This is a genomic window from Paraburkholderia jirisanensis (assembly GCF_054782355.1).
The window spans coordinates 1,251,242-1,276,177 of sequence record NZ_BAAGSQ010000026.1; the positions used below are offsets into that span (position 1 = coordinate 1,251,242).

Annotated in this window: 22 protein-coding genes; 8 read left to right on the forward strand and 14 right to left on the reverse strand. The window is 63.2% G+C overall.

Annotated features, from left to right (window positions below; translation table 11 throughout):
- The first annotated feature begins 4 nt into the window (after nucleotides 1-4).
- Together ACYVNQ_RS21965 and ACYVNQ_RS21970 are read left to right on the forward strand one after the other, a co-directional pair.
- A complete protein-coding gene (locus tag ACYVNQ_RS21965; protein WP_460904705.1) occupies nucleotides 5-1,144 on the forward strand; it encodes a LysR substrate-binding domain-containing protein in 1,140 nt (379 codons plus the stop codon).
- A gap of 358 nt (nucleotides 1,145-1,502) precedes the next feature.
- Nucleotides 1,503-4,472: an FAD-binding and (Fe-S)-binding domain-containing protein gene (locus tag ACYVNQ_RS21970; protein WP_460904984.1), complete on the forward strand. Its 2,970-nt coding sequence runs from the start codon at nucleotides 1,503-1,505 to the stop codon at nucleotides 4,470-4,472.
- Nucleotides 4,473-4,501: 29 nt separating this feature from the next.
- On the opposite strand, the gene ACYVNQ_RS21975 is transcribed toward ACYVNQ_RS21970, so the two are convergent.
- The gene (locus ACYVNQ_RS21975) at nucleotides 4,502-5,131 is read right to left on the reverse strand and encodes a helix-turn-helix domain-containing protein (protein ID WP_460904706.1); all 630 of its coding nucleotides are present in this window, start codon (nucleotides 5,129-5,131) and stop codon (nucleotides 4,502-4,504) included.
- Between the two features lie 447 nt (nucleotides 5,132-5,578).
- Nucleotides 5,579-6,367 (reverse strand): winged helix-turn-helix transcriptional regulator, encoded by a 789-nt coding sequence (locus tag ACYVNQ_RS21980; RefSeq protein WP_460904707.1) that lies wholly within the window; start codon nucleotides 6,365-6,367, stop codon nucleotides 5,579-5,581.
- Between the two features lie 406 nt (nucleotides 6,368-6,773).
- On the opposite strand from ACYVNQ_RS21980, the gene ACYVNQ_RS21985 reads away from it, so the two are divergent.
- Entirely contained in the window at nucleotides 6,774-8,222 is a 1,449-nt protein-coding gene (locus tag ACYVNQ_RS21985; protein ID WP_460904708.1) for a helix-turn-helix transcriptional regulator, read from the forward strand.
- 423 nt (nucleotides 8,223-8,645) lie between these two features.
- Here the strand turns inward: ACYVNQ_RS21985 and ACYVNQ_RS21990 are convergent, their stop codons facing one another.
- The 7 genes from ACYVNQ_RS21990 to ACYVNQ_RS22020 all read right to left on the reverse strand — a co-directional run bounded on the left by ACYVNQ_RS21990 (nucleotide 8,646) and on the right by ACYVNQ_RS22020 (nucleotide 15,012).
- Entirely contained in the window at nucleotides 8,646-9,677 is a 1,032-nt protein-coding gene (locus tag ACYVNQ_RS21990; RefSeq protein WP_460904710.1) for an anti-sigma factor family protein, read from the reverse strand.
- Nucleotides 9,674-10,237 (reverse strand): RNA polymerase sigma factor, encoded by a 564-nt coding sequence (locus ACYVNQ_RS21995; protein WP_460904711.1) that lies wholly within the window; start codon nucleotides 10,235-10,237, stop codon nucleotides 9,674-9,676. The genes ACYVNQ_RS21990 and ACYVNQ_RS21995 overlap by 4 nt, the downstream gene beginning before the upstream one ends.
- 141 nt (nucleotides 10,238-10,378) lie before the next feature.
- The gene (locus tag ACYVNQ_RS22000; protein ID WP_460904713.1) at nucleotides 10,379-11,383 is read right to left on the reverse strand and encodes a catalase family peroxidase; all 1,005 of its coding nucleotides are present in this window, start codon (nucleotides 11,381-11,383) and stop codon (nucleotides 10,379-10,381) included.
- A gap of 463 nt (nucleotides 11,384-11,846) precedes the next feature.
- A complete protein-coding gene (gene trpC / locus ACYVNQ_RS22005; RefSeq protein WP_460904715.1) occupies nucleotides 11,847-12,638 on the reverse strand; it encodes an indole-3-glycerol phosphate synthase TrpC in 792 nt (263 codons plus the stop codon).
- A gap of 174 nt (nucleotides 12,639-12,812) precedes the next feature.
- Nucleotides 12,813-13,643, reverse strand: coding sequence for a molybdopterin-dependent oxidoreductase (locus ACYVNQ_RS22010; protein WP_460904717.1), 831 nt, complete (start codon nucleotides 13,641-13,643; stop codon nucleotides 12,813-12,815).
- Nucleotides 13,640-14,284, reverse strand: a complete 645-nt coding sequence (locus tag ACYVNQ_RS22015; protein WP_460904719.1) for a cytochrome b/b6 domain-containing protein — start codon at nucleotides 14,282-14,284, stop codon at nucleotides 13,640-13,642. The genes ACYVNQ_RS22010 and ACYVNQ_RS22015 overlap by 4 nt, the downstream gene beginning before the upstream one ends.
- Before the next feature lie 98 nt (nucleotides 14,285-14,382).
- On the reverse strand, nucleotides 14,383-15,012 hold the full coding sequence (locus tag ACYVNQ_RS22020; RefSeq protein ID WP_460904721.1) for a DUF5666 domain-containing protein: 630 nt from the start codon (nucleotides 15,010-15,012) through the stop codon (nucleotides 14,383-14,385).
- Between the two features lie 146 nt (nucleotides 15,013-15,158).
- Between ACYVNQ_RS22020 and ACYVNQ_RS22025 the strand changes: the two genes are divergently transcribed.
- The 5 genes from ACYVNQ_RS22025 (at nucleotide 15,159) to ACYVNQ_RS22045 (ending at nucleotide 20,416) form a co-directional block, all read left to right on the forward strand.
- On the forward strand, nucleotides 15,159-15,830 hold the full coding sequence (locus ACYVNQ_RS22025; RefSeq protein ID WP_460904722.1) for a heavy metal response regulator transcription factor: 672 nt from the start codon (nucleotides 15,159-15,161) through the stop codon (nucleotides 15,828-15,830).
- On the forward strand, nucleotides 15,827-17,245 hold the full coding sequence (locus tag ACYVNQ_RS22030; protein ID WP_460904724.1) for a heavy metal sensor histidine kinase: 1,419 nt from the start codon (nucleotides 15,827-15,829) through the stop codon (nucleotides 17,243-17,245). The genes ACYVNQ_RS22025 and ACYVNQ_RS22030 overlap by 4 nt, the downstream gene beginning before the upstream one ends.
- Nucleotides 17,246-17,462: 217 nt before the next feature.
- Nucleotides 17,463-18,962 carry an L-piperidine-6-carboxylate dehydrogenase gene (gene amaB, locus ACYVNQ_RS22035; protein WP_460904726.1) on the forward strand — a complete coding sequence of 500 codons (1,500 nt, stop codon included), beginning with the start codon at nucleotides 17,463-17,465 and terminating at the stop codon, nucleotides 18,960-18,962.
- Between the two features lie 36 nt (nucleotides 18,963-18,998).
- Nucleotides 18,999-20,171 carry an NAD(P)/FAD-dependent oxidoreductase gene (locus tag ACYVNQ_RS22040; protein ID WP_460904728.1) on the forward strand — a complete coding sequence of 391 codons (1,173 nt, stop codon included), beginning with the start codon at nucleotides 18,999-19,001 and terminating at the stop codon, nucleotides 20,169-20,171.
- A gap of 110 nt (nucleotides 20,172-20,281) precedes the next feature.
- Nucleotides 20,282-20,416, forward strand: coding sequence for a hypothetical protein (locus ACYVNQ_RS22045; RefSeq protein WP_460904730.1), 135 nt, complete (start codon nucleotides 20,282-20,284; stop codon nucleotides 20,414-20,416).
- Between the two features lie 52 nt (nucleotides 20,417-20,468).
- Here the strand turns inward: ACYVNQ_RS22045 and ACYVNQ_RS22050 are convergent, their stop codons facing one another.
- The 5 genes from ACYVNQ_RS22050 to ACYVNQ_RS22070 form a co-directional block, all read right to left on the reverse strand.
- Entirely contained in the window at nucleotides 20,469-21,017 is a 549-nt protein-coding gene (locus ACYVNQ_RS22050; protein WP_460904731.1) for a metal-dependent hydrolase, read from the reverse strand.
- Between the two features lie 117 nt (nucleotides 21,018-21,134).
- Entirely contained in the window at nucleotides 21,135-21,473 is a 339-nt protein-coding gene (locus tag ACYVNQ_RS22055; RefSeq protein WP_460904733.1) for a sugar ABC transporter ATPase, read from the reverse strand.
- A gap of 348 nt (nucleotides 21,474-21,821) precedes the next feature.
- Nucleotides 21,822-22,973 (reverse strand): porin, encoded by a 1,152-nt coding sequence (locus tag ACYVNQ_RS22060; protein ID WP_460904735.1) that lies wholly within the window; start codon nucleotides 22,971-22,973, stop codon nucleotides 21,822-21,824.
- Nucleotides 22,974-23,672: 699 nt separating this feature from the next.
- Nucleotides 23,673-24,104, reverse strand: coding sequence for an HIT family protein (locus tag ACYVNQ_RS22065; protein ID WP_460904737.1), 432 nt, complete (start codon nucleotides 24,102-24,104; stop codon nucleotides 23,673-23,675).
- A gap of 234 nt (nucleotides 24,105-24,338) precedes the next feature.
- Nucleotides 24,339-24,773 carry a hypothetical protein gene (locus ACYVNQ_RS22070; RefSeq protein ID WP_460904739.1) on the reverse strand — a complete coding sequence of 145 codons (435 nt, stop codon included), beginning with the start codon at nucleotides 24,771-24,773 and terminating at the stop codon, nucleotides 24,339-24,341.
- Nucleotides 24,774-24,936 lie beyond the last annotated feature (163 nt).

Genomic DNA, 24,936 nt, shown 5'->3' on the forward strand with positions numbered 1-24,936 from the left:
GGTTATGCAACGCAGCCTCGCGGATAGCCGCGTGAAGTTTCGTCATCTGCAGTGTTTTCTCGCAGTCGCGCAGTTCGGCGGCGTGCAGAGGGCCGCGCAGAGCCTGTCGATCACCCAGCCGGCGGTGTCGAAAACGGTCGCCGAACTCGAGGCGATCCTCGGCGTGCGGCTGTTCGAGCGCGGCCGGCACGGCGCGGTGCCGACTCGCGAGGCGCTGCTGTTCATGCCGCATGCGAGCGCGTGCGTCAGCGCGCTGCGGCAAGGCGTCGATCTGCTGGCGCGCGCCGAGGGCGAGGCCGCCGCGACCCTCGAGATCGGCGTACTGCCGACGGTCGCCGCGGCGCTCGTGCCGAGTGCGCTGCGGCTGTTCGCCGGGCCGTGGCCGAACGTCGTGGTGCGCATCGCGACGGCTGCCAACACCGAACTGCTCGAACGGTTGAAAGCCGGCACGATCGAATTCGCGGTGGGGCGGTTGGCCGATCCGGAACGGATGATTGGCCTGAGCTTCGAGCAACTGGGTAGCGAACCGCTCGTTGCGGTGGTGCGCGCCGCGCATCCGCTGGCTAGTGGTGGAAAACGCGGTGGAAAAAGCGGTGGAACAGACGGTGAAAAGCGGAGCGACACAAGCAACGAAGCAGGCGACGATGTGCCGGCCGCGGCGCTGCTCGCGCGCTTCCAGGTCGTGCTGCCGCCGTTCGGCACGCTGATCCGGCAGTCGGCGGACGGCCTGCTCGCGACATGGGGCGTGCCGCCGCTCGCGACCTTCGTCGAGGCGTTGTCGGTGTCGGTTGGTCGCGCGCTCGCACTCGAAAACGATGCGGTGTGGTTCGTACCGCGCAGCGCGGTCGAGTACGAGCTTGCACACGGGATGCTCGTGACGTTGCGACTTCCGGTTGCCGGCACTGAGGAGCCGGTCGGCTTGATCCTGCGTACCGACACGCAGCCGTCGCCGGCAGGCCGCGCGCTGATCGATGCGATGCGCACGACGGGGCGGCTCAGGCTGGAACAGGCCGCCGCAGCGAAGGCAAAGACAAAGACAAAGTCAAAGTCTCAGCGCGGCAGCGGGCAAAAGGCGCGTAACGAGCGCGGCGGCGCAAACGGCATTGGCGAGCGCAGCGTTCGACCTGCGGGAAAGGGCAAATGACGGACAGCGCGACAATGCGCGAGCGAGGCGAGGCGCGGCGTGCACGTGGCAAGAAGCGCTGCGCGAAGCGGCAAGAAGCAGGAAACAAAGCAAGGCACAAAGCACGAACAGCACGAAACCCGCATGCCATGCCACGCGCCGCAACACATCACCGTAAGCGCATCGTTGGCTGAAAGCGCGACGATTACGCGTATCCTTCGTCCAACAGGGCTCGCGCCGCCGGCCACGGCGCCACGGGCATCGCACAGGAGGTTTTCATCATGACGGCAGGGCAGACAGCGTGAGCGAAGTAAGCGTGAATCGCAGCGAAACCCGCAGCGAAACCTTAACCCCCGGCGCGGCCGCACCTGCAGCGGCGGTGCCTTTCAACGCCAGCGCCGCGCTGCTGGCGAAACTCGAAGCCGATTTGCGGCAGCACGTGCGCGGCGAGGTGCGCTTCGACCAGGGTTCGAAGGCACTGTACGCAGCCGATGCATCGAACTACCGCCAGGTGCCGATCGCGGTCGTCGTGCCGCGCGACGTCGACGACCTGATCGAAACGCTCGCCGCATGCCGGCGCCACGACGTGCCGTTTCTGCCGCGCGGCGGCGGCACTTCGCAAAGCGGACAGTGCGTGAACGTCGCGGTGGTGGCGGACGCAAGCAAGTACGTGAACCGCATCGTGTCGGTGGACCCGCTCGCGCGCACCGCGATCGTCGAGCCGGGCGTGGTCTGCGACACGTTGCGCGATGCGGCCGAGCAGCACGGTCTGACGTTCGCCCCCGATCCCGCCACGCACAGCCGCTGCACGCTCGGCGGCATGATCGGCAACAACTCGTGCGGCGCGCACTCGGTGATGGCCGGCAAGACGGTCGAGAACATCGAAGCGCTCGAAGTCCTGACGCATGACGGTGCGCGCTTCTGGGTCGGCCCGACCTCCGAAGAAGAACTCGCGCGCATCATCGCCGCCGGCGGCCGGCAAGGCGAAATCTACGCCGCGTTGAAAGCGCTGCGCGACCGGTACGCGGACCTGATCCGCGCGAAGTTTCCGCAGATCAAGCGCCGCGTATCCGGCTTCAACCTCGATCAACTGCTGCCGGAAAACGGCTTCAACGTCGCGCGTGCGCTGGTCGGCACCGAGGGCACTTGCGCGGTGACGCTGCAGGCCAAGGTGCGTCTCGTGCATAGCCCCGCGCAGCGGGTGCTGCTGGTGGTCGGTTTCACCGACATCTACACCGCCGCGGATGCGGTGCCGCATTTCATGCGCTTTCAGCCGATCGCGATCGAAGGACTCGACCGTGTGATGATCCGCGGCCTGCAGGCGCGCAATCTGAAAGCCGAAGAAATCGCGCTGCTGCCGCAGGGCGATGCGTGGGTCGTGCTCGAATTCGGTGCCGATACGCAGCAGCAGGCGGTTGAAGCCGCGCAGGCAGCGGCACACTATTTCGCGGCAGGCGAGGCCGGTCCTGACATCTCGACGCGGCTCGTCGAGCCGCGCGCGCTGCAAAACAAGGTGTGGTCGATTCGCGAGACCGGTGCTTCGGCGGTGGCATTGACGATCGAGCCCGGCAGCCCTGACCCGGTGGTCGGCTGGGAAGACGCCGCGGTCGATCCGCTGCGTCTGGGCGACTATCTGCGCGCGTTTCAGGCGCTGGTGGACCGCTACGGCTATCAGACCTCGCTATACGGTCACTTCGGCGACGGCTGCGTGCATGCGCGTATCACCTTCGATCTGCGCACCGCGCAGAGCATCGGTACATGGCGCTCGTTTTTGCGCGAAGCCGCGCATCTGGTGGTCGAATTCGGCGGCTCGCTATCTGGCGAACACGGCGACGGCCAGGCGAAGGCCGAGTTTCTGCCGATCATGTACGGCCCGGAACTGATGCAGGCGATGGAGCAGTTCAAGGCGATCTGGGATCCGTCCAACCGGCTCAATCCGGGCAAGGTCGTGCATCCGTACCGCGTCGACGAGAACCTGCGGCTCGGCCCGACCTATCGCCCGGTCACGCTGCAGACGAAGCTGAATTTCACGAGCCGCGAAGGCAACGGTTTTCAGCGCGCGGTCGAACGCTGCATCGGTATGGGCAAATGCCGCTCGCTGGAAGGGGGCACGATGTGCCCGAGCTACCGCGCGTCGCGCGAAGAAGCGTACTCGACGCGCGGGCGTGCGCATCTGTTGTGGGAGATGCTGCAAGGCGAAGTGCTCGACGGCGGCTGGCAGAACGATGCGGTGAAGGACGCGCTCGACACGTGCCTCGCGTGCAAGGGCTGCCGGTCCGATTGCCCGACGCATACCGACATGGCGTCATACAAGGCCGAGTTCCTGTCGCATTACTACGACACGCATCGGCGCCCGCGCCAGGCGCTGTTTATGGGGCGTATCGGCGATTGGGCGCCGCTTGCGGCGCGCGTTGCACCGCTCGTCAATCTGCTGACGTCCGCGCCGCTCGTCGCGCCATTGGGCAAATGGATCGCCGGTGTGGCGCAGGCGCGCAGCCTGCCGGTATTCGCGCGTCGCACGGGGCGGCAGCGCGCGCGAGAAACCTTGCAGGCGACGCAGCCCCCGGCATCGGCATCCGCGTCGGCATCGCGCAAGGTGATCCTGTGGGTCGACACCTTTAACGACCACTTCACGCCCGACGTCGCCGCGGCAGCCACCGATGTACTGACGCAGCTCGGATATCGCGTCGTGTTGCCCAAACGCCGTTTGTGCTGCGGCCGTCCGCTATACGACTACGGCCTGCTCGAGCGTGCCCGCGAACTGCTGGTCAACGTGCTCGACGATCTCGCCGACGACATCGCGGCCGGCGTGCCGCTGGTGGGCCTGGAGCCGGGCTGCCTGTCGGTATTCAAGGACGAGCTGCTCAAGCAGCTGCCGGACAGCGAGGCCGCGCGCCGGCTGTCCGCGCAGACCTTCCTGTTCGCCGATTTTGTCGCGCGCGAGCCGTTCGACTGGCCGAAGCTCGATGCGCAAGTGATCGTGCATGGACACTGCCACCAGAAATCGCTGTTTGGCATGCAAGGCGATACTGCGCTGCTCGAGCGGCTCGGCGTGCAGTGGAAGCTGCTCGACACCGGTTGCTGTGGGATGGCGGGCTCGTTCGGCTTCAACGACAAGCACCATGCGATGTCGCAGCAGATCGGCGAGGACACGCTGTTTCCGGCACTGCGCGCGGCCGCGCCGCAGACCATCGTGCTGACCAACGGCTTTAGCTGTCGCGAGCAGATCGAGCACGGCACCGGGCGTACGGCCTTGCATATCGCGCAGTTGGCGCAGCGCGCGCTGGCGGCGGGTACGGTGCGCGGACCGGGCGATTCGGCGATCGCCGAGGGCAGTGTGCGTGCGTGAGGCTTAACGAGCCCACGTACGCGTTGCGCTCACTTCTTCGCCGGCTCGCCGGCGCCGGACTTCACCAGGTCGGCGCCGGTCGCCATCCACAGCACTTCGGCGTCTTCGTCGCTGGTCGACACCGCCGCGTGGCCGGTACGGCTATCGAAATAAAGGCTGTCGCCCGCATTCAGATGGGTCGGCGCATAGAGCTCGGAATACAGGCACACGCTGCCGCTGATCACATACAGAAACTCTTCGCCCTCATGGCGGCCCCAATCGTCGAAGGCATCGAGCGTGTGCGCCGAGATGCGGATGCGAAACGGCAGCATCGCCTTGTGCGCGAGATCGGTGGCGAGCAGTTCCATCTGATAGCCGCGATACGCGTGACGTTGCCCCGCGTCCTTGCGCGTTAGTGCGCGCCGGCCGCTCGCGGTGGTTTTATGCGCGGTGCCGAACAGGTCGGCCAGATCGATCTGCAGGCCGAGCACGATTTTCTGCAGCACGTCGAAGGTCGGCGACATCAAGCCGTTTTCTATCTTCGACAGCGTCGAGCGCGACACCCCGCACAGGCGGCTCGCGTTTTCGAGCGTCAGATCGAGCGCAAGCCGCGCGCTGCGCACGCGCCTGCCGAGATCGGACGAACCCGGTTCGGCAGATTTGGCGGTCGGTGTTTCCATGTTGGCAGGCATGACGGCGAGGCGAGGCTGGACGGCGCGCGCTTTCAGCCGCGCTTCATTGGGTTTCCGATCATAGCATCAGCGCCGTACCGTGCCCGCCTGCGCCGATGTCGCAGCGCGCCAGGCGCGCATGCGACATCGTTTCTGATCGGAAATCACAACTTCGGCCTGGCCGCATCGCGCGTCGCCCTCGAGCGAATAAACAATGCGCGCTCATGCAAGCGCGTGTCGCCCATCAAAGGCCACCGCAGCAACAGGCTCGCGCCATTCCAGCTGCGAGCCTTCCTCTATTCGGTCACTTACCGCATCCCGGGTAACGAGGTTCGCCCGCACGCGCGACCCTTCGCAAGTTCGACAGGCGGGACGCATTCAATAAGCTACAAATGCGTCTATGGGAATCCGCGTGTCTAACTGTGCAGCCTGGTCGCCCTTGCGAGGGGCGGCGCTTCAGTACGAATGCACTGCCGCGTGCACAGCAGGATGTTCGTGCCGGACCGATGGCTGTTGCGATGCCAACGAGGGTAGTCCGGGCAGCGGCGCAGGCTGGGCACGCACCAGATCGAACACATAACCGATCGAATAGACGGTCTTAAGCTGGAGATTGCTGTGCTCATCGAGCGACAGTTTGCTGCGAAGCTTGTAGATGTGCTGCTCGATCGAGCGGCTCGCAATGCCCGCTTCCTTGCCCCACACCGCGCGCGCAATCTGCTCGCGGGTCAGCAAGGTGCCGGCGTTCGCGAACAGCAGCCACGCAAGCGTCAGCTCGCGCGCCGTCAGCTTGATATGCTGGCCGTTCACGCTGATCGCGCTGGTCGAGCGATCGATCGTGTATTCGCCAAGCGCAATGCGGCTGTCCGAATTCACGCCGCTGCCGCTCTTGACGATCGTACGGCGCGCACGTGCCAACACTTCCTTCGCGCTGGGCGCGTTCACCGCGATGTCGTCGACGCCGGCATCGAGTGCTTCGATGATGCTGTCGCTGTCCCACGACTGGCCGATCATCATCACCGGCAGGTCGCGGCGGAAGTGGCAGGCGCGCCAAGACAGCAGGCCACGGCCCGCTGCGCAGGTGCGGCCCGCGTCAAACAATACGAGCGCGGCATCGTGACGTTCGAGGAAGCGGATCAGCGGCAGTTCGCTCGTGAAGCGAATGCAGCGGTAGCTGCCATCTTCTTCGAATGCCTTGTCGATCTCGCGAAACAATGTGTCGTTCTGTGTGTAAAAGGCAATCTGCATGATTTCTCCGTAACGATCGCCGCGTTAGGTCGTGAGTCGCGGCCCACCCCGTCAGGTCTCTAATCAATTGGTATGGCACGACGCTCGTGCCGTGCTTGATCAACACAACACGCAATAGCTGTGGCCTATTCCCTGATCACACGTCAAACTTGCGATTAATCGCTTGTTTATCGTTCCGGCAGCGTGGCTATCGAGTCTTGTAAGGCAATGGAAAGCGTGCGCGCGATGCGTACGCCAGTGGCCGTCAATTCTCAACAATGCTCAAAATCATGTGACGTGCCGGAGATTTGAGAATCCCCGGTCGACGATTTGGCTACATTGAGGTCCGTTACGGCGTTGGGTTTCTGCCCAGCGCCTGGAACGCCTTGCCGCGTTTCGCATCGGATCGCCAACGGAGTCCGTCACCATGCTTGCCACTTTCTATTTCCCTTACGTGTCGATGCTTACGTCGACATCGATCCCTGCCGCGCTATCCGAGTTGATCAGCGAGGGCAGGATCCAGGCGGCGGCCGCGCAGACGTCACGCCACATCGACGCATGCGAGCCCGATCTGCTGCCAGGGCTCCTGCAATTGCATGGCGATCTGCAAATGGCCGTGGGCATGGACGTCGACGCCGAAGAGTCGTATCGCGAAGCGCAGAAGCTGATGCGTGCATCGAAAGAGCAGGTACGCTTCGCGTCGTGCCGCAACGCGGGCTGGCAGGCGCTGTTCCGCTGCCGTTACGGCACCGCGATGTCGTGCTTCATGCGCCTCGTCGATCAGCCGGGTGGCGAACTGGCGCTGCGTCTGGAGGGCTACTTCGGCATGTTCGGCGTGCTGTTCGGCCTTGGCCGGCTGCGCGATGCGGACGCCGTGCTCGACGCGCTCGACGATCTGCTGGACAACGCGGGCCCGACGCTGAAGCACGCACGCGGCTGGCGCGAACTGCTGACCGCGGTGCGCTTCGACGTCGCCACGCAAAGCGAACTGCGCTCGCATCCGGAACTCAGCGACCACGTGTACTGGCAATCCGGCCTTGCCGGCGAAGGCACGCCGCGCATCGCGCCGCTGCAAGGCGCCACGCCGCGCGTCAGCACGTACACCGTGCAGACGCTGCTGCTGCGCGCCCGCACCGAGTATCTGAAGCAACTGATGCAACTCGCCAACGGCGAGCGCGACATCGGCCATGTGCTCGGCGCACACGCGGAATGGGCGGGCAAGCAAGGCATCATCAACTACCAGGGCTCGGTGCGCATCGAGATCGTGCTTGCGAGTCTCGCGGGTGGTGCGCCGGCGCTCGCCGAATCGATCCTGACGCTGCTCAATTCCGAAGTGCGCATGCCGCAAAGCCACCGGCAGCTCGAATACCTGTATTGCTTCGCGAAGCTGCGTCATCAGCAGGAGCGCAACGCGGAGTCGCTGCGTGTCTACACCCGTTACGCACTCACCGCGATGCGCTGCATTCGCGACGAGGCGGGCGCGCTTGCGCGTTACGCGCAGCGCACCGTGCGCGTGCCGGAGCAACTCGACGATATCGGCGCGCGCCTGCCGGCGCGTTATCGACGCGCGTATCGCTATCTGGTCGACAACCTCGATCGCAAGGATCTGTCGATTCGCGAGATCGCCGCGGAAATCGGCGTGACTGAGCGCGCGTTGCAAAGCGCATTCAAGAGCAGCCTGGGATCGACGCCGAGTGAAATCGTGCGCCGCCTGCGCATGGAGCGCATTCGCGCCGAACTGCAGACGTCCGACGGTGCGCATGAGAACGGCATTCTGGCCACGGCGAACAAGTGGGGCGTCAGCAACCGGTCGACGCTGGTGAACAGCTACCGGCGTGAATTCAACGAGGCGCCTTCGGATACGCTAAACCGTTGAGCGCTCTGCGCGCGGCCGCGCAAACGTTAAAATGCGGGCTTGCTGCTGCACGATAGCGGTGGCGTGGCTGCGATGCCGTAGCAGCGGTTCGCGCTGCGCTAATTTTTCTCTGTGTTTTCCCTGTCTGCCGGTGATGCGCGAGTGCGTCACCGGCATTTTTTATTGCGGCGTTTCAGGCCGTGATGCTGCATTCGGCCAATCGCCATTGACACACGGCATCAATCCAATCGGCTCTCTACGCGATCGCGATTAATCACATAAAGCGCCGCAATTGATCGTATAAAACGGCTGCTGCAATTTACCAAATATTTCTATTGGAATTTTTTTGGCCGATTGTTTAGCCGGAGTTGCTAAACAATGTGCCGCCCGGCACAGCAAGCCGCTCAAACTAAAGCTAAAGCGACGCGGACGGCCTCTGGCGAATCAGCTGATGGTGCGAAGCGGCGCGGCTGCGCCATTCTTGCCGAACAGCTGGTCGGTGCTGCGCCCGGAGATCTGTTTGCCAAGCGACATCAGATCGACCGCCTTGTTGCCGCCGACTAACGCGTAATGCAGTTCATCCTGCCGCCACGTGACGACGTCCATTTCCGACACCTTCGACTGCGCCACGGCTTCGTCGGGCCGCACGTCCTTCATCACACACAGCGCCACCGGCGGCCCTTGCGGCGGCAGATATTCGATCTGCACCAGCGGCTTGCCATTAAAACGCAGGCGTGTGACGCGCTTGAACTGCAGGCCGGCCGCACTCAGGTCGGGCACGCGCAGCGAGAGCTTGTCGTCGTCGCGAATCTGCGCGACGGTCTGCGAAGACACCGCAGCGTCGACCATACCGAGCGCAACGGTTTCGCGCGCATAGAGTTTTTGATAATCGACCACCGCGCGGATCCACGGCGACGGGTTGGCGGAGGCAGTGGTCATGACTGCGCCCGGAATCGCACCCGGCGCTAACCGCAGCACCGCGCCGAAGCAAAACGCGCCGGCCACGAACGCCACTGCGAGCCATGCGGGGGCAAAGCGCAAACGCGAACGCACAGGCGCCGATGGCGGCAGCTGTGCGTTGTGTTCGATCTGATCGTCGTTGGCGCTGTGCTCGCTGACTGGAGTAACCGGAGAAAGCGAGGTAACCGGAGTAACCGGGGTAACGGCAGCGAGCGGAATTGCGCCCGTCGCCTCCGGTACCGCCCCGTTCACCGCGTCCGCGATTGCCGCGCTGTTCGCCGCCGCAGCTTTGTGCGCACGTGCGAGTTCTTCGATCTTTTTCGTCAGGCTATCCGGGACGGGCGGCAGCTTCTGGCTGCCGAATGCTTCCCTGAAAGGCAGGCGCGACGCGCTCAGATGCTCGATGCGTTCTTGCGCATCGGGCGACGCGGCAATCTGCTGCGCGACCTGCTGACGTTCCTGCGGCGATAGCTCGCCGTCGACGTATGCCATCAATAGGATGTCGTCTAGTTTCATGAGACTTCACCCTTGCTCTTTACCGTGTTCTTCATCTTTTGGCCCAGTTTTTGGCCGTCTCGCACACCGAAATGTGCGCCGATCGCCTGGCGTGCCCGCGATAAACGGCTCATGACCGTTCCGACAGGCACTTCGAGGACTTCTGCCGCCTCGCTATAGCTCAGGCCTTCCACAGCAACCAGAAGCATAACGACGCGTTGCGCTTCGGGCAAGCGCGACACCGCATCGATAACCTGGCCGTTCGATACCTGTTGTTCGGGCGTCAGCATGGTCGGATCGGCGACCGTTTCCAGCAGCGCATCGTCCCACTGCATGCTGGAACGGCTGCGCACGCTGCGTGCCCGAAGCTCGTTGATCCACGTCGAATGCACAATCGAAAACATCCAGCTGAGCGGCGCGGTGTCCGGCTTCAACTGATGCGACCGCTCGAGCGCGCGGACGCACGCGCGCTGTACGAGGTCTTCCGCGTCGTGCTGGTCACCGGTAATGCGCAGCGCAAAAGCCCACAGGCGCGGCAGCATACCGGGAAGAAGGTTGGGTAAGTCGTCTGCGTCGGTCATCGACGTAGTTCCTTTTGTCCCTTGTAGTAATTGAGGCGCGCTGGCTGTAGCGCGTAAAACCACCGGGTTTGGGAAGACTCGGCAATATACGAGTGTATCGTCTCGTAATAAAGTCTGCTCAGCATTGTTCGAAAAATCGACCTAACGTCTGCGCGCAAAATGCACTTCTTCAGCCATGCGACGCGAAAAAGATTCCATATAAGTTGCCGAACGCGCCGCAAGTAGCGGATCGCCCGACGGTTCGATTCCGGCCGGCAACACGAGCGGATCGAAATCGATATTGCGGCACGGGCCGTCGATTTGCGTCTGCGCGCGCTCGATGACAAGCGTACCTGCATCCACCCGCACGCGATCGGCGGTTTGCGGCCAGATGCGGGTCGAATCGGTGATTGCGTCGCCGGGTTGGGCAACCGCCAGCATCAGATGCCAGCGCATCGGGGCGCCGCCGTCGAGGCCGGTAACCAGCCGATGCGCGAGAAAATCCGGATCGTGCCTTTCCGCATCGCCGACCGGCCGGTAGGGCGTTTCAGGCACCATGCTCCAGCGCACGTAACGCGCCGCGCCGTGTGAATCGATGAAGCGGAATGCACTAATGCTGTAATACGTTGCGTTGCCGAACCCTGACGATGGCGGATGATTCGCGAGCCAATCGCGCAACGTGCGCGTTTCGGGGTGCTGCGCATCGAACGCGGCGAGCCGCGCGGGATCGGGCTTGCCGGTGGCCTGATCGACGTGCATCGCGCCAAGCTCCTTCACGAACTCGTCCGGCGTCCTCACCGAAAACACCGGGACCGAATTCATCGCGGTGCGCCATTGCTGTCCGTCGTTCGCCGTGAGACGCAGCGCAAGACTGCGCAGTTGCGCGGCGCTGTCCGTCTGCGTCGGGTTGGTGCCCGGCACCGAGAAGCGGCCCACCACCGGCACCACGCCTTTTTCGAACACTATCGCGCGTGACAATGCAGCGCCCGCGCCATTGCTTTCGAAGCGGCCTGTCACGCAAATGCCTTTCGCGTGATTGCGCCGGAAGCCGGGGTGCGCGCCCGCGCTGGATTCGAAAGCGTTGACCACGTGCTCCGCCGAAAGCCGCGCGCGATGCGCCGGCCACGTCACCCAGCCTGCCGACCACGCAAACGAGTACGTAAGCACGCCGACCGCAACGGCGATCGATGCGTAGCGAACCGTAACAGAATGACGGAAGGAGGCTGTCTGCGCTATCGCGCGCAAGCATTTACTCAGGGTATCGAACGTTCTTGCCATGATATGCAGCCCGGCGAGAGCTGTTCGCGTGAACCAGCAGGGCGGCACGCGAAGAAGCGGGCCAGTATAGCCGAGCGCGTATGTTGCTGCACTGCCGCCGGCACAATTTAATAAAACAGCAAGCAAGTCGCCAGCGTCATGACTGGGTGACGCATTGACTTGCCCGCTCGATGCTCAGGCTTTTGAAAGTCGCATGAAGGACCCGCATCAGCGATTGCAGCAGTTGCTCCGATTGCGCGCTGCGTCGCTGGCTATTTCATCGCGTTCTCGCGATGCGCGATACGTCATATGCGAAGGCGCGTGCAGCACGCCGCTATCGCGGCGCGTACAGTCGTGGTCGCTGGCCGATTTTCTACGCAGTAAAGAACAGCCGTGCGAGTTCCGCGCCCGGGTCGGCCGCGCGCATGAACGCTTCGCCGACGAGAAACGTATCGACGCCCGAGCCGCGCATCTTCTCGACGTCGGCCGGCTTCAGAATGCCCGATTCCGTGACCACGATGCGATCGCCCGGTACGTCGGCAAGCATGCCGAGCGTCGTGTCAAGTGTCACTTCGAAGGTGCGCAGGTTGCGATTATTGATGCCTACCAGAGGCGTGTTTAGCGTCAGCGCCACCTCGAGTTCTTCGCGCGAATGCACTTCGACCAGCACGGCCATCTGCAACTGATGTGCGAGCGCTTCGAAATCGTGCAACTGCGCGGGCTCGAGTGCGGCGGCGATCAGCAGGATGCAGTCGGCGCCCATCGCGCGCGCCTCGTGAATCTGATAAGGGTCGACGATAAAATCCTTGCGCAAGACCGGCAGATCGCAGGCGCTGCGCGCGGCGATCAGGTCGTCGCCCGAGCCCTGAAAGAAATTGCGGTCGGTCAACACCGACATGCACGCGGCGCCGTGCTTCTGGTACGAAGCCGAAATCTGCGCGGGCTCGAACGGATCGCGGATCAGGCCTTTCGACGGGCTCGCCTTTTTGGCTTCCGCGATGACGGCCGGCAGACCTTGCGCGTGCTTCGCGCGCAGCGCGCCGACGAAGTCGCGCACCGGGTGGGCGTGTGCCTGCTGCTGCAAGGCTTCGATCGATGTTGCCTGCCGGTTGGCAGCAATTTCTTCGTGTTTGACGGCAATAATCCTGGTCAGAACGTCGGACATGTTCAACTCGCTGGGGTTGGATGGCATCGAATGCCGTGATGGGAATGCGGGAGCCTGGTGCAGACCGCGGGCGTTCACGCACAGCCTGCGAATTCTTGACAGACGTGTAGCGAAATGAAACACCCGACGCGTAGCAATATTCCGGCGCGCGCGTATGCCGCGCCGCGATCCGCGTCAGAGCCCGCTGAACCAGTTGTATCCCTGATCTTCCCAATACCCGCCCGGGTTCGTATTGGTGACGAAAACCGCCGCGATATGCTTGGGGTTCTTGAAGCCGAGTTTGGTCGGCACACGCAGCTTGAGCGGATAGCCGTACTTCGGCGGCAACGGCTCGCTACCGAAATCGAGCGCGAGCAGCGTCTGCGGATGCAGCGCGGTGGCCATGTCGAGGCTCGAGTAATAGTGGTCCGCACATTTGAAGCCGACGTAGCGCGCCGACGTGTCCGCGCCGATCCGCTCGAGGAAGGTGCGAAACGGCACACCGCGCCATTCTCCGATCGCGCTCCAGCCTTCGATGCAGATATGCCGCGTAATCTGCGCGGCCTGCGGCAGCGCGCGCAGGCGCTCGAGCGTCCATGCGCTCTTGTCCGCGACCTGACCTGACACTTCGAGCGCGTAATCCGAGCCGTCGATATCCGGCACGTTGTATTCGGGGTAGAACGCGTTGAACGGAAACGGGTTCGTGATCTGACTGGCCGCATAGGTCGGCGCCAGCCGGTTGCGATTGAACAGCCACGCCTGCACGCGGTCGTTCCAGTGCGACATCGCCCATAGCACCTTGTCGACCGAATCATTGTCCTGCATGTTGCAGCCGGACAGCATCGTCAGCGCGCCCAGCGACAACGACGAGCGCAGGAACATACGCCGTTGCAGCCGCTCGATCTGCGGTTTGTGGTCGGCGAGCACGATGCGCTCGCGGATCTGCTGCGCGCGGCTATCGCGCGTGCCTTCGGTTGGTATGGTCCGCGGCGCGGCGGTTTTGAGCGGGCGGCGTGGCGCGTTCATGCGTCGCTTCCTTCATGTACGGCTTGCCGCGCGCGGCCGGTGATCATCGAGGGCAGGGTGCGCGGCACCAGCATGACCAGCGCGAGATGCACGACGACGAAGCCGACCACCCCCGCCATCGCGACAAAATGCACGCGCCGCGCGAAATCGAAGCCGCCGAACAGCGCGGTGAGCCACCAGAACTGCACCGGCTTCCAGATCGACAGCCCCGATGCGACCAGCAATACGCCGAGCAGCAGCACGGCGACGTACAGCAACCGTTGCACCGCGTTGTAGCTACCGGTTTCGTGAGGCAATTGAAAGCGCAGCGCGCGCACGAAGTCGCGCAACACCTCGCGCGGACGCACCGGCAGCAAGTGGCGGCGCAAATGGCGCGTGGCGAGCCCGTGCGCGAGATATACGAGACCATTGCCGACCAGCAGCCACATCGCCGCGAAATGCCACGCGATCGAGCCGCCCAGCCAGCCGCCGACGGTTGCCCATGCCGGAAAGCGGAACGGGAAAATCGGCGATGCGTTGTAGATCGCCCAACCGCTCATCACCATGCAAACCATCGCGAACGCATTGATCCAATGCGTGATGCGCACGATCAGCGAATGAACGACGACGCGCGGCGCGCGGCCCGGTTTCTTGACAGCCATGACGAGATTCTGGATCGAAGGGCAACGCGTGCCGGCGCGTTCAGCGATATGTCACAGCGTGACAAAACCGAACGATGAAGCCGGCGCGCGCCGCGCGCTTACATCGGCGGGTTGACGCCGTTCTTGCCTGCGGAGATGAAATTCGCCGTCATCGAACCGTCAGCTTCCTTGTGTGCGAACAGCACGACTTTCGCGCCCGGCACGAGCAGCGAACGGTCGCCCGGTTCCAGATCGACGATCGGCACGTCGTCCGGCACCAGCACCTTCTTCTCGCCGCCCTGATACTTGACGGTAATCGTGCGGCCGTTGCTGACCACCACGCTGCCGACCGTACCGTTGGTCATCGAGCTGTTCGCGCCGAGGTCCCACGGGCGATGGCCTTCGCCGCTGCCGCGCAGGCTGGCCGGGAACACGTGCACTTCGAGCGCCTTCAGCGAGCCGTCGGCCTGCGGGATCGCCGCGGTGCCGATGTAGCTGTCGGGCTTGATTTCGGAGATTTTCGCGAGCGTGACACCGCGGATCGGCGTGTTCTGCTCGAGCTTCACGTCGAGGTCCTTGCCGTCGCGCGTATGCACTTTCAACGTGTTACCGGAGAATGCGGTGATCGTGCCGCGCACACCGGTGGGCTGCGCGTTCTGCGCGAATGCGGCCTGGCCGGCCAGCAGCGCGCCGGCAACCAGCATCGGCGTGGCGAGGTTGCGCATCAGACTGCCTGAAACGAACTTCATCGAATGCCTCTCGTGTGGTGGGGTGGCAGCAGCGTAGCAAGCCCGTCGGCTCCCGGGCGTGACCGGTGAATGACAAAAACGTCATGAACGATCGGGCGCCGCGGCATAGAATGCGACGACGCAACCGACGACAGCGGCATGTAAAGATGAGCATTCTCGTCATCGAAGACGATCCGAAAACCGGCGACTACCTGAAAAAAGGCCTGCGCGAGAGCGGTTATACGGTCGATCTCGCCCGCACCGGCAGCGACGGTCTGCATATGGCGCTCGAGCACCCGTACGACCTGATCGTGCTCGACGTGATGCTGCCCGGCATCGACGGTTGGGAAGTGATGCGCACGCTGCGCGCGCAGCGCGACGTGCGGGTCATTTTCCTGACCGCGCGCGATCATGTCAGCGACCGGATCCGCGGCCTCGAACTGGGCGCGGACGATTATCTGGTCAAGCCGTTCTCGTTTACCGAGCTGGTGCTGCGCATCCGTACGCTGTTGCGTCGCGGCGTGGCGCGTGAACGTGACGTGTTCGAAGTGGCCGACCTCAAGCTCGACGTACTGCGTCGCAAGGCGACCCGCGCCGGCGTCGAGATCGCGCTGACCAACAAGGAATTCATGCTGCTGCATCTGCTGGTGCGGCGCCAGGGCGAAGCGCTGTCGCGCACGCAGATCGCCTCTGAGGTATGGGACATGAATTTCGACAGCGATACCAATGTAGTGGACGTCGCGATCAAGCGGCTGCGCGCGAAGATCGATCATCCGTTCGAGCGCAAGCTGATCCATACAGTGCGCAGCATCGGCTACACGCTCGACGAGCGCTTATGAAATTCTGGTCGTCCCGTTCGCTGATCACGCGCACGACGGTGTCTTTTGCGTTGATTGCATGCGCGGTGATCGCGGCGCTCGGCATGTACTTCTACCACTCGGCGCGCGCGTCGCTCGAGCATCGCGCGGACGTCGCACTGATGAGCCGCGTCGAACACTTCAGCCGCCTCGTGCGGCAGATGTACACGGTCAACGAACTGAAGGAGCGGCCGCTGCTGTTCGAGTCGATGCTCGGCGCGGAGCAGGACGTGCTGATCTTTCGCCGGCAAGGCGAGGTACCGTTTATCGACGTGAATCCCGAGCGCGTGCCGGTGCCCGCGCTCGGCGGCGGCACGATGCCGCATGAGCCGGCGCTGGCCGATATCGTCGAAACGGTGCTGCCCAACGGCGTGCGGGTGCACTGGGCCTATGCGAGTGCGCTAGCACGCGAAGACGGCTTGCCCGTTGAAGTGATCGCCGGGCATCCGCTGTCCGGCGAAGAGCGCGTGCTGGCCGAAGATCGCCTGCGCATCCTGATGGCGTTGCTGGCGGGCGCGCTGGCTGCGACGCTGCTCGCGTATGTCGTGTTGCGGCGCGGCCTGCGGCCGGTGCGCGACATTGCGATGCATGCGGCGCAGATCAGTCCGACCAGCCTGTCGGTGCGGCTCGACAGCCGCGCGGCGCCAGCCGAATTACGCCAGCTGACCGATGCGTTCAACGCGATGCTCGACCGGCTGGCCGACGGTTATCAAAGGCTTTCGCAGTTCTCCGCCGACCTCGCGCATGAAATCCGCACACCTGTTAACGTGCTGATCGGACAAACCCAGGTCACGCTCGCGAAAACGCGCGACGTCGACGAATACCAGCAGACGCTCGAATCGAATCTCGAAGAACTGAACCGCTTGAGCAAGCTCGCGGAGAACATGCTGTTTCTCGCGCATGCCGATCATGCAGCGCTCACGATCGACCGCGAGCCGGTCGGTCTGGCCGACGAGCTGCACAAGATCGCCGATTATTTCGAGGGCATCGCCGATGAGCGCGGCATGCGTTTTCACATCGATGCGCATGGCGCGCTATGGGCCAATCCGATGCTATGCCGGCGCGCGATCAACAATCTGGTGGTCAATGCGGTGCGCTATGGCGCGAGCGACTCGGTGGTGCGGCTGATGGGGCGGCAGGACGAGCAGGGGTCGACGGTGGTGGTCGAAAACGACGGCGAGATTTCGTCCGATCTGCTCGGGCGGCTGTTCGACCGCTTCTATCGCGCCGATGCGGCGCGCAGCCGGTTGACCGAATCCAGCGGCCTGGGTTTGGCGATCGTCAAGGCGATCATGAACCTGCACGGCGGTATCGCGACGGTGAGCTGCCCGGCGCCGCACGTGGTGCGCTTCGAGTTGCGTTTTCCAAGGGCGGCAGCGGCGCTTCCGGTGCTCTGAATTTCCGATAAGAAACGCGATCGCACAGGCGCGAGCGATGATGGCAAGCCGATGACGCAGCGCCGCGGCGCGTTGCGGGAAAACCCTCGTTAAGGCCCTTTTCGCGCGAATAAAGGCGCTCGGAGCGACCCGCTGTCATCTTCCTTGCGGCCATAAAACCCGGCGTGTATAGTCTGCGAACCGACTTTGTTTCGTATTGGAAATTCAAGGAGCCAAGATGAACGCCTCGACTATCCTCGCCGATCTGGGCATCGCCGAAGCGGCGCAAGCGGGCGATCTCGCCGTGCATTCGCCGATCAACGGCGAGCTGATCGGCCGTGTTGCGAGCCATGCGGCTGCGGACGTCGATGCGGCGCTCGCGGCGGCCCAACAGGCGTTCACCGTATGGCGCGACGTGCCCGCGCCGCGCCGCGGCGAATTGGTGCGGCTGCTCGGCAACCGTCTGCGCGAGCACAAGCAGGCGCTCGGCAGTCTCGTCGCGCTCGAAACCGGCAAGATCCTGCAGGAAGGCCTCGGCGAAGTGCAGGAAATGATCGACATCTGCGATTTCGCGGTCGGCCTGTCGCGCCAGCTGTACGGCCTGACTATCGCTTCCGAGCGCCCAGGCCACCGGATGGCGGAATCGTGGCATCCGCTGGGTACCTGTGTCGTGATCTCGGCGTTCAACTTTCCGGTCGCGGTGTGGTCATGGAACGCAGCGCTCGCGCTGGTGTGCGGCAATGCGGTGATCTGGAAACCGTCCGAGAAAACCCCGCTGTCCGCGCTCGCGGTCGACCACATCCTGCACGACGCACTGAAGGAGTTCGGCGATGCGCCCGCAGGGCTGACCGCGCTCGTCACCGGCGGCCGCGAAGTCGGCGCGCAACTGGTTGCCGATCCGCGCGCGTCGCTGGTCAGCGCCACCGGCAGCACGGCGATGGGCCGCACGGTCGGTGCGCAGGTCGCGCAGCGCTTCGGCCGCGCGCTGCTCGAGCTGGGCGGCAACAATGCCGGCATCGTCACGCCGAGCGCGGACCGTGAGCTCGCGCTGCGCGCGATCCTGTTTTCGGCAGTCGGCACGGCAGGGCAGCGCTGCACATCGCTGCGTCGACTGTTCGTGCACGACAGCGTGTACGAGGAGACCGTCGCGGGCCTGAAGCAACTGTATGCGAAGGTGCCGATCGGCAACCCGCTCGAAAAGGGCACGCTGATGGGCCCGCTGATCGACCAGCCGTCGTTCGAGCGGATGCAAGGGGCACTGCGCGATGCGCAGAGCCAGGGCGGCAAGGTGACGGGCGGCGCACGCATCACCGTGAAAGGCCACGAGGGTGGCTACTACGTGCGGCCCGCGTTGGTCGAAATGCCGTCGCAGACGGACGTGGTGCTGAAGGAAACCTTCGCGCCGATTCTTTACGTGCTGCGCTACCGCGAGTTCGCCGACGCCGTGGCCGCCAACAATGCGGCCGCGCATGGTTTGTCGTCGTGCGTGTTTACCACCGATCTGCGCGAGGCCGAGCGCTTTCTGTCGTCGGCAGGCAGCGATTGCGGTATCGCGAACGTGAACATCGGGCCGAGCGGCGCGGAAATCGGCGGCGCGTTCGGTGGCGAAAAAGAAACCGGCGGCGGTCGCGAGTCGGGTTCGGATGCGTGGAAAGCGTATATGCGGCGCGCGACCAACACGGTCAACTATTCGTCGGCGCTGCCGCTTGCGCAGGGTATCGACTTCAATCTCGGCTGACGCGCGGCGCGCGTCTTTCTCGTCGGAGCGGCACAGGTGAGCCCGAAAGTCGTTGTTGTTGGTGGCGGTGTGATCGGCAGCGCGGTTGCGTATTTCTTGCGGCTGGCGGAGCCCGGCGTCGACGTAACCGTGATCGAGCGCGATCCGACTTATGCGCGCTCGTCGTCGGCGCTGTCGGCGGCGTCGATCCGGCAGCAATTCTCGACACCGCTTTCGGTGCAGATGTCGCTGTTCGGCATCGAGTTTCTACGCTCGATCGGTGCCCGGCTTGCGGTTAACGGCGTGCAGCCGTCGATCGATCTGCACGAGGGCGGTTATCTGTTTCTCGCTACGCAGGCGGGTGTCGCGACGCTGCGGCAGAATCACGCGCTGCAGACCCGGCTTGGCGCGCAGATCAGTTTGCTTGAGCCCGATGCGCTCGCTGCCCGTTTCCCATGGTTGAACCGCGACGATCTCGCGGCCGGCGCTTTCGGCGAAAGCGGCGAGGGCTGGTTCGACGGCTATGGTCTCGTGCAGGCACTGCGCAAGAAAGCGCAAGCGCTCGGCGCGCACTATGTCGCCGACGACGTGGTCGCGCTCGCACGCGACGGCCGGCGCGTCACCCACGCGCAGACTTCAAGCGGCGACACGTATGCATGCGATGTGCTCGTCAATGCAGCGGGTGCGTGGTCGCGCCGCATCGCGACGATGCTTGGCATCGACCTGCCGGTATACGCGCGGCGCCGCAGTATCTTCAACGTGAGTTCGCCGGCGCGGCTCGAACGCTGCCCGCTGCTGATCGATCCCAGCGGCGTGTACTTTCGTCCGGAAGGGCAGCACTACATCTGCGGCACGTCGCCCGCTGCGAACCACGATCCCGATGATCTGCCGCTAGACGAAGTCGATCACGCGCTGTTCGACGACGTGATCTGGCCGACGCTCGCGCACCGCGTGCCGCAATTCGAAGCGCTACGTGTGCTCAATGCATGGTCCGGGTATTACGAGTACAACGTGTTCGATCAGAACGCGATCATCGGCAAGCATCCGGATGTCGACAACTGTATCTTCGCGAACGGCTTCAGCGGGCACGGCTTGCAACAGGGGCCTGCAACCGGGCGCGGCGTCAGCGAACTGATTCTGTACGGCCGCTATACGACGCTCGACCTGTCGATGCTTGGTTTCGAGCGCGTGCTCGAGAACCGGCCGTTCATCGAGAAGAATGTTGTTTGAGCAACGGTCGCCGTCGCGTTAGCGAGTGGGGCAAGCGGACTGGACGTGTTATCCCCAGATTTTGTTGAGAAGCCTGTGGATATCCTGCGCATGCGCATCGCAAGTGCTTGATGCGTCATGAATTCATCGCCGTGCACGCCGCGGCGCATCAGCGTGCGATGCAACGCTTCGCGACGCGCAAGTTATCAACAGTTGTTGTTCACAAGGCTGTGGACATCCTGCGCAAGACCGCCGCAAGTGCTTGATGCGATTGAATGTTGAGCGTCGCAACACGAATCGGGCAGCAGGGTTGTGCGCTCAACCGGATCGCAGCCTGTGCAGCCACGGCATGGCCGGCAAATGGAAACCCGGCAGACCCGGCAAGCCATGCGTCCCATGCAGCCATAAGTGCGCGACGACGAACCACGCCGCAAGCCACGACGCGCCCACCACCAGCAGATCGCAGCGCCCGCTATTCCACCAGTTCAGCGAATGGCGTGCGGCAATCCACGGCACACCGAGCGGATTGGGCCAGTCCGCGAGCAGATGCATCAGGCCGCCGCAGGCGAAGCCGAAGACCGGCGCGGCGAGCGGCGCACGACCGAGCCAGTGATAAGACCCGGCCAGCAAAAGCAGCCAGCCAATGCCCCAATGCGTGGCCGTGCGATGTGTGATCCAAAGCCGGCGCTTACGCGACCACCACGCCACTTCGAGCCAGTCGGGTGCCGTGCCGCCCGCTATACCGGCGATAAGCGTTGCCGCGAGCCACAGATGGTAGGGCCCACCTGCGCCCGCATGCGCGACCAGTGCGGCCGCGATTACGCCGGCCGCCCAGCCGGTCGCGTGATGTGCGTGATTCGATGCCATTCGGAGGGCGCGCGTTAGCGTGCGTCTTGTTGTTTAGTGCGGTTCAATGCGGTTCAGCGTGATTTGTCGTGATTCAGCGTTTCGAGCGGGTCGAACTTAGATCAAATGCAATCGCACTCAGGTCGTGCAACGCGCGATCGCGAAGCGCAGTTCCTCTTCAGGTGGATCTTCCGACGCGCCTCGCACCACTTTGACCACCGAGCCACGCCCGGATGGCGTCAACGTAACGAAGTACGAAGCGTTCGACGACGAGCCGATGGTCAATTGCGTCGCGCCGTCGCCTTTTGCCACGTGCACGCGCGACAGCCGGCTGTCGAGACAGCGTGCGATATCGGAGGCCGCGCGCGCTGACGACACGTAGACCATCTGCTCGCCGGCGGTGCCCGCTTCGGGGCCGCGCGAGCTGCCGCAAGCGGCGAGAAAGGCAAGCGGCGCGAGTAGCAGAAGTGTTTTCATAAGTCGGGCTCGTCAGGATTGCGATGCGCGCATCGATGCATTCATACATGCGCGCGTAAGGAAAGGGGGTGACTGCCAGGCGAGAGCGCGTGTGAAACGCCTCACGCCAAAAATGCATAACGATTGATTGTCACACGCGTAAATCATGCACGAAAAGACGGCTTACATTCGGTAACCCGTTGCAATTGATCGGCACAAAGTGCACGCACAATAAAAAACGCGCGCGTCGAACTGACGCGCGCGTTTCTGATGCAGCACAAGGCGGTGTAGCTTGCACCGCCAGGCTGCGCCGCTGAAACAGCGTGCTTAAGCCTGACAGCGGGTTTAAGTTAGCCTGGAAGCAATCGCTTAGAAGCGGTGACGCAGACCCACCGTTGCCGCGACCTGGTTGCCGGTCGACGACGGAGCCAGCGTATTGATCGCCGCGACGTTCGCGCCGAAATTGCCGAGTTCGCCCGATGCATGCTGATACACGCCTTCGACGTACACGTCGGTGCGCTTGGACAGCGAGTAATCGCCGGTCAGCGAAACCGTGTGCCACTTCGGATCGCCGTTGTTGGCCGTGCCCGTCACCTTGCCGTCCGTGAACGTATAGGCAGCAGCGAGGCTCAACGCCGGCGTGAACGCGTACTTGCCGTTGATTTCGTAGTTGTCGAGGTGCAGGTTCATGCCCGAGACGCCCGGCAGCGTGAAGCCGCCCGACGCGAGGCCTTGCACGCCGTCAAGCTGCGTGTGCGTGTACACGAAGCCTGCGGTTGCCGGACCATACGTATAGTTCACGCCGGCACCGTACGTGCGTTGCTGTTCCGAAGCGATGTTCGCGTCGCCGTTGGTGACCGACACCGCGCCGGACGTGTTCGAACCTGCGTGGTTCAGCTGCAAATACGACGCAGCGAAGTTCAGCGGACCGTTCGCATACGATGCGCCGACGCTCCACGCGCGGTTGTTCGAGAACTGGCCGGCGGTGTTCGAGAAGCCATACAGGCCGCCGAATTGCAGGCCGTAGTAATTCGGGCTCTGGTACTTGACCGAGTTCTGCACCGAGAACGAATTGTCGAGGTTGTCGTTGTCGAACGGGTGGCCGGCGAGGTTGTTGCCGTAGCCGCCGCCTGCTTCCGACAGCGGTGCCAGGTAGTCGACCGTCGAATCATATTGACGGCCCAGCGTCACGGTGCCGTACTGGTTGCTTTGCAGACCGACGAATGCCTGACGGTTGAACAGCGTGTTGCTTTGCTGGAATTGCCCGCTATTCAGGTTGAAGCCGCTTTCCAACGTGAAAATCGCATGCAGGCCGGCGCCGAGGTCTTCGCTGCCTTTCAGGCCGAAGTACGTGTTCGACAGGTTGCCGCTCGACTCTTGAAAGTTGTTATGACCTTGCTGGTTGTTCGTATAGACGATGCCGGCGTCCAGCGTGCCGTACAGGGTCACGCTGCTTTGTGCGTGTACTGCGGGGGCGGCTGCCGCGCCCATGATGCTCGCAACGATAAGGGTTTTTTTCATGCTTTATAAACTCCGAACAGTGAGAATCGCGTCAAGTGGTGGCGTAGCGGCTTCGTGTCCGACTCACCAACGATCCGCAGCGAAGTTTATTCTGGTTGTGTGTGGCTTTAGCCCCGCATCGCGCAACAATGCGTTCCTGATTTCGGAATAGCGCGTTTAATCGCCATAAGTTCTGTTAAACAAAGGGAAATTTTGTTTTGAAGCGTTTGCGCAGAGGGCTTGTCAACCGTTTATTTGTTGTTGATGCGCGACGCGAGCATTCGCGCAACAGGAATCGTCGTTCTCGCTTTGCGATGCTTTTACCCGTTTACGGATTTATTCCAGCGGTTTTTTGCAACTGAGTTTTACCGCCAGTGCGCTCGTCAGCCGCGCGGCTAGGCCCTACAATCCGTCTGCCCCTTGACCAAGGGTGGTCTTTTTTATCTGTACTTTCTCAACGCGGCTTTCCAGCCGCGTTTTTTTTCGCATCGCGTCTTATTGAACCGAATTGCGAATTTATTGTCGTCGATTCTGATCGCGATGGGAAATAATTTCGTGCGAATTAGCAAAGATGCCGACGCCGGGATTACCGGCGGCCTGCAATGCACGGTATGAATTGCATCAGCTTTGCGCGATATCCGGCATTCGTGCCGATTCTCAATCGGTTGTGAGCAATTCGTCAGGCACGCTTGCCGGATGGAGCACCGATACGCGTTCTTCTTAGGCGTCTTTAGTTAGTGCTGCCTTGATGCGCGTGGCGATTTCCTGCAGCTTGCCGGTGTCGGCCGGTTCGGCGGCATGCGGCTTCAACGCTTCGCCCGCTTCGCGCGGAATCACGTGGAAATGCACGTGCGGCACCGTTTGTCCTGCCGCGTGGCCGTTGAACTGCGCGACCAGCACACCAGCCGGCACAAGTGCAGCCTTCACCGCGCGCGCAATCCTGTGCGTGGTGCGCATGCAGGCTGCGGCGCCGTCGGCGGACAGTTCGAACAATTCCGCAGCGGGTTCCTTCGTGAGGATCAGCACGTGGCCGTCGGCCTGCGGCATGATGTCCATCAGCGCGACGGTGAATTCATCTTCATACACGCGGATCGACGGCAGTTCGCCGCGCAGGATGCGTGCAAACGGATTTTGCGGATCGTATTCGCTCATGCGGACTCCAGAAGGGAAGAGTGACGTGACCGCGGTCATTCTAGCGGACGCCTCGCATGGCAGCCGGCAAGCGCGTTGCTCGCGGCGCGCGCGGCTGGCGAGATCCGTTTGCGCTCCGGTACTTACGTTGGGTATGCGCAGGTTGTCCACATCGTTGTGAACAAAATGTGGGGATAAGTCGCGAGGGCCGTGCTGCCTGCGAACTGAGCACGAAGTTCGCGTCGCATGTGCCCTTTAGCTGCGCTTGCAAAAGATCGCAGTAACCAGCGGTCCGACGTGATGCACGATCGCATCGCTGCCCGCCGCCGTGACGGCGGCCTGAACCTTCTCGGTGCGACCCAGCACGACCGCGCCATACGCGGATTTGCCGATGGGTTCACCCTTGCCCGGCTTGAACAGCGGATCGTCCTGCTCGAAGCCGACCACGGCGATCACGTTGAACCCGAAGGCAGTCAACAGTGTGCCGTGCGAAGGCTGGAACGCGTTGATCGAATTGCTTTCGACACGCATCGGCTGCGGGTCGATCAACTGCTGCTCGGAGAGGTCGGCGATAAAGCGGTGCGCGGACTGATTGCAGGCGAGCGGCTCGTCGAGTGCGGCGGCGCTGGCCGCGAGCGGCAGAAGCGCGGCGTATAACGCTGCGATGCCGCCGAAAATAAAACGTTTCATGTCCGGTTTCATGTCCGGTTGCTAGCCCCGTGACAGCAGGGTTTCGAACCCCGCGAAGGTCACTATACAAACACGTAGCGTGTGGCGGTCGATCAGTAAAATGCAGTCAGCTGCGGGTCAGCTCGATGACAGCAATTCGGTAACAAGACCGGCACTTTAGCGG

Coding starts and splice junctions, on each gene's coding strand:
- ACYVNQ_RS22050 (WP_460904731.1), bottom strand. CDS start 21,017: ATGGCATCGAATCACGCACATCACGCGACCGGCTGGGCGGCCGGCGTA.
- ACYVNQ_RS22055 (WP_460904733.1), bottom strand. CDS start 21,473: ATGAAAACACTTCTGCTACTCGCGCCGCTTGCCTTTCTCGCCGCTTGC.
- ACYVNQ_RS22065 (WP_460904737.1), bottom strand. CDS start 24,104: ATGAGCGAATACGATCCGCAAAATCCGTTTGCACGCATCCTGCGCGGC.
- ACYVNQ_RS22025 (WP_460904722.1), top strand. CDS start 15,159: ATGAGCATTCTCGTCATCGAAGACGATCCGAAAACCGGCGACTACCTG.
- ACYVNQ_RS21990 (WP_460904710.1), bottom strand. CDS start 9,677: ATGAAACTAGACGACATCCTATTGATGGCATACGTCGACGGCGAGCTA.
- ACYVNQ_RS22030 (WP_460904724.1), top strand. CDS start 15,827: ATGAAATTCTGGTCGTCCCGTTCGCTGATCACGCGCACGACGGTGTCT.
- trpC (WP_460904715.1), bottom strand. CDS start 12,638: ATGTCCGACGTTCTGACCAGGATTATTGCCGTCAAACACGAAGAAATT.
- ACYVNQ_RS21995 (WP_460904711.1), bottom strand. CDS start 10,237: ATGACCGACGCAGACGACTTACCCAACCTTCTTCCCGGTATGCTGCCG.
- ACYVNQ_RS22060 (WP_460904735.1), bottom strand. CDS start 22,973: ATGAAAAAAACCCTTATCGTTGCGAGCATCATGGGCGCGGCAGCCGCC.
- ACYVNQ_RS22070 (WP_460904739.1), bottom strand. CDS start 24,773: ATGAAACGTTTTATTTTCGGCGGCATCGCAGCGTTATACGCCGCGCTT.
- ACYVNQ_RS22015 (WP_460904719.1), bottom strand. CDS start 14,284: ATGGCTGTCAAGAAACCGGGCCGCGCGCCGCGCGTCGTCGTTCATTCG.
- ACYVNQ_RS21975 (WP_460904706.1), bottom strand. CDS start 5,131: ATGGAAACACCGACCGCCAAATCTGCCGAACCGGGTTCGTCCGATCTC.
- ACYVNQ_RS22010 (WP_460904717.1), bottom strand. CDS start 13,643: ATGAACGCGCCACGCCGCCCGCTCAAAACCGCCGCGCCGCGGACCATA.
- ACYVNQ_RS21985 (WP_460904708.1), top strand. CDS start 6,774: ATGCTTGCCACTTTCTATTTCCCTTACGTGTCGATGCTTACGTCGACA.
- ACYVNQ_RS22020 (WP_460904721.1), bottom strand. CDS start 15,012: ATGAAGTTCGTTTCAGGCAGTCTGATGCGCAACCTCGCCACGCCGATG.
- ACYVNQ_RS21980 (WP_460904707.1), bottom strand. CDS start 6,367: ATGCAGATTGCCTTTTACACACAGAACGACACATTGTTTCGCGAGATC.
- ACYVNQ_RS22045 (WP_460904730.1), top strand. CDS start 20,282: ATGCGTCATGAATTCATCGCCGTGCACGCCGCGGCGCATCAGCGTGCG.
- ACYVNQ_RS21965 (WP_460904705.1), top strand. CDS start 5: ATGCAACGCAGCCTCGCGGATAGCCGCGTGAAGTTTCGTCATCTGCAG.
- amaB (WP_460904726.1), top strand. CDS start 17,463: ATGAACGCCTCGACTATCCTCGCCGATCTGGGCATCGCCGAAGCGGCG.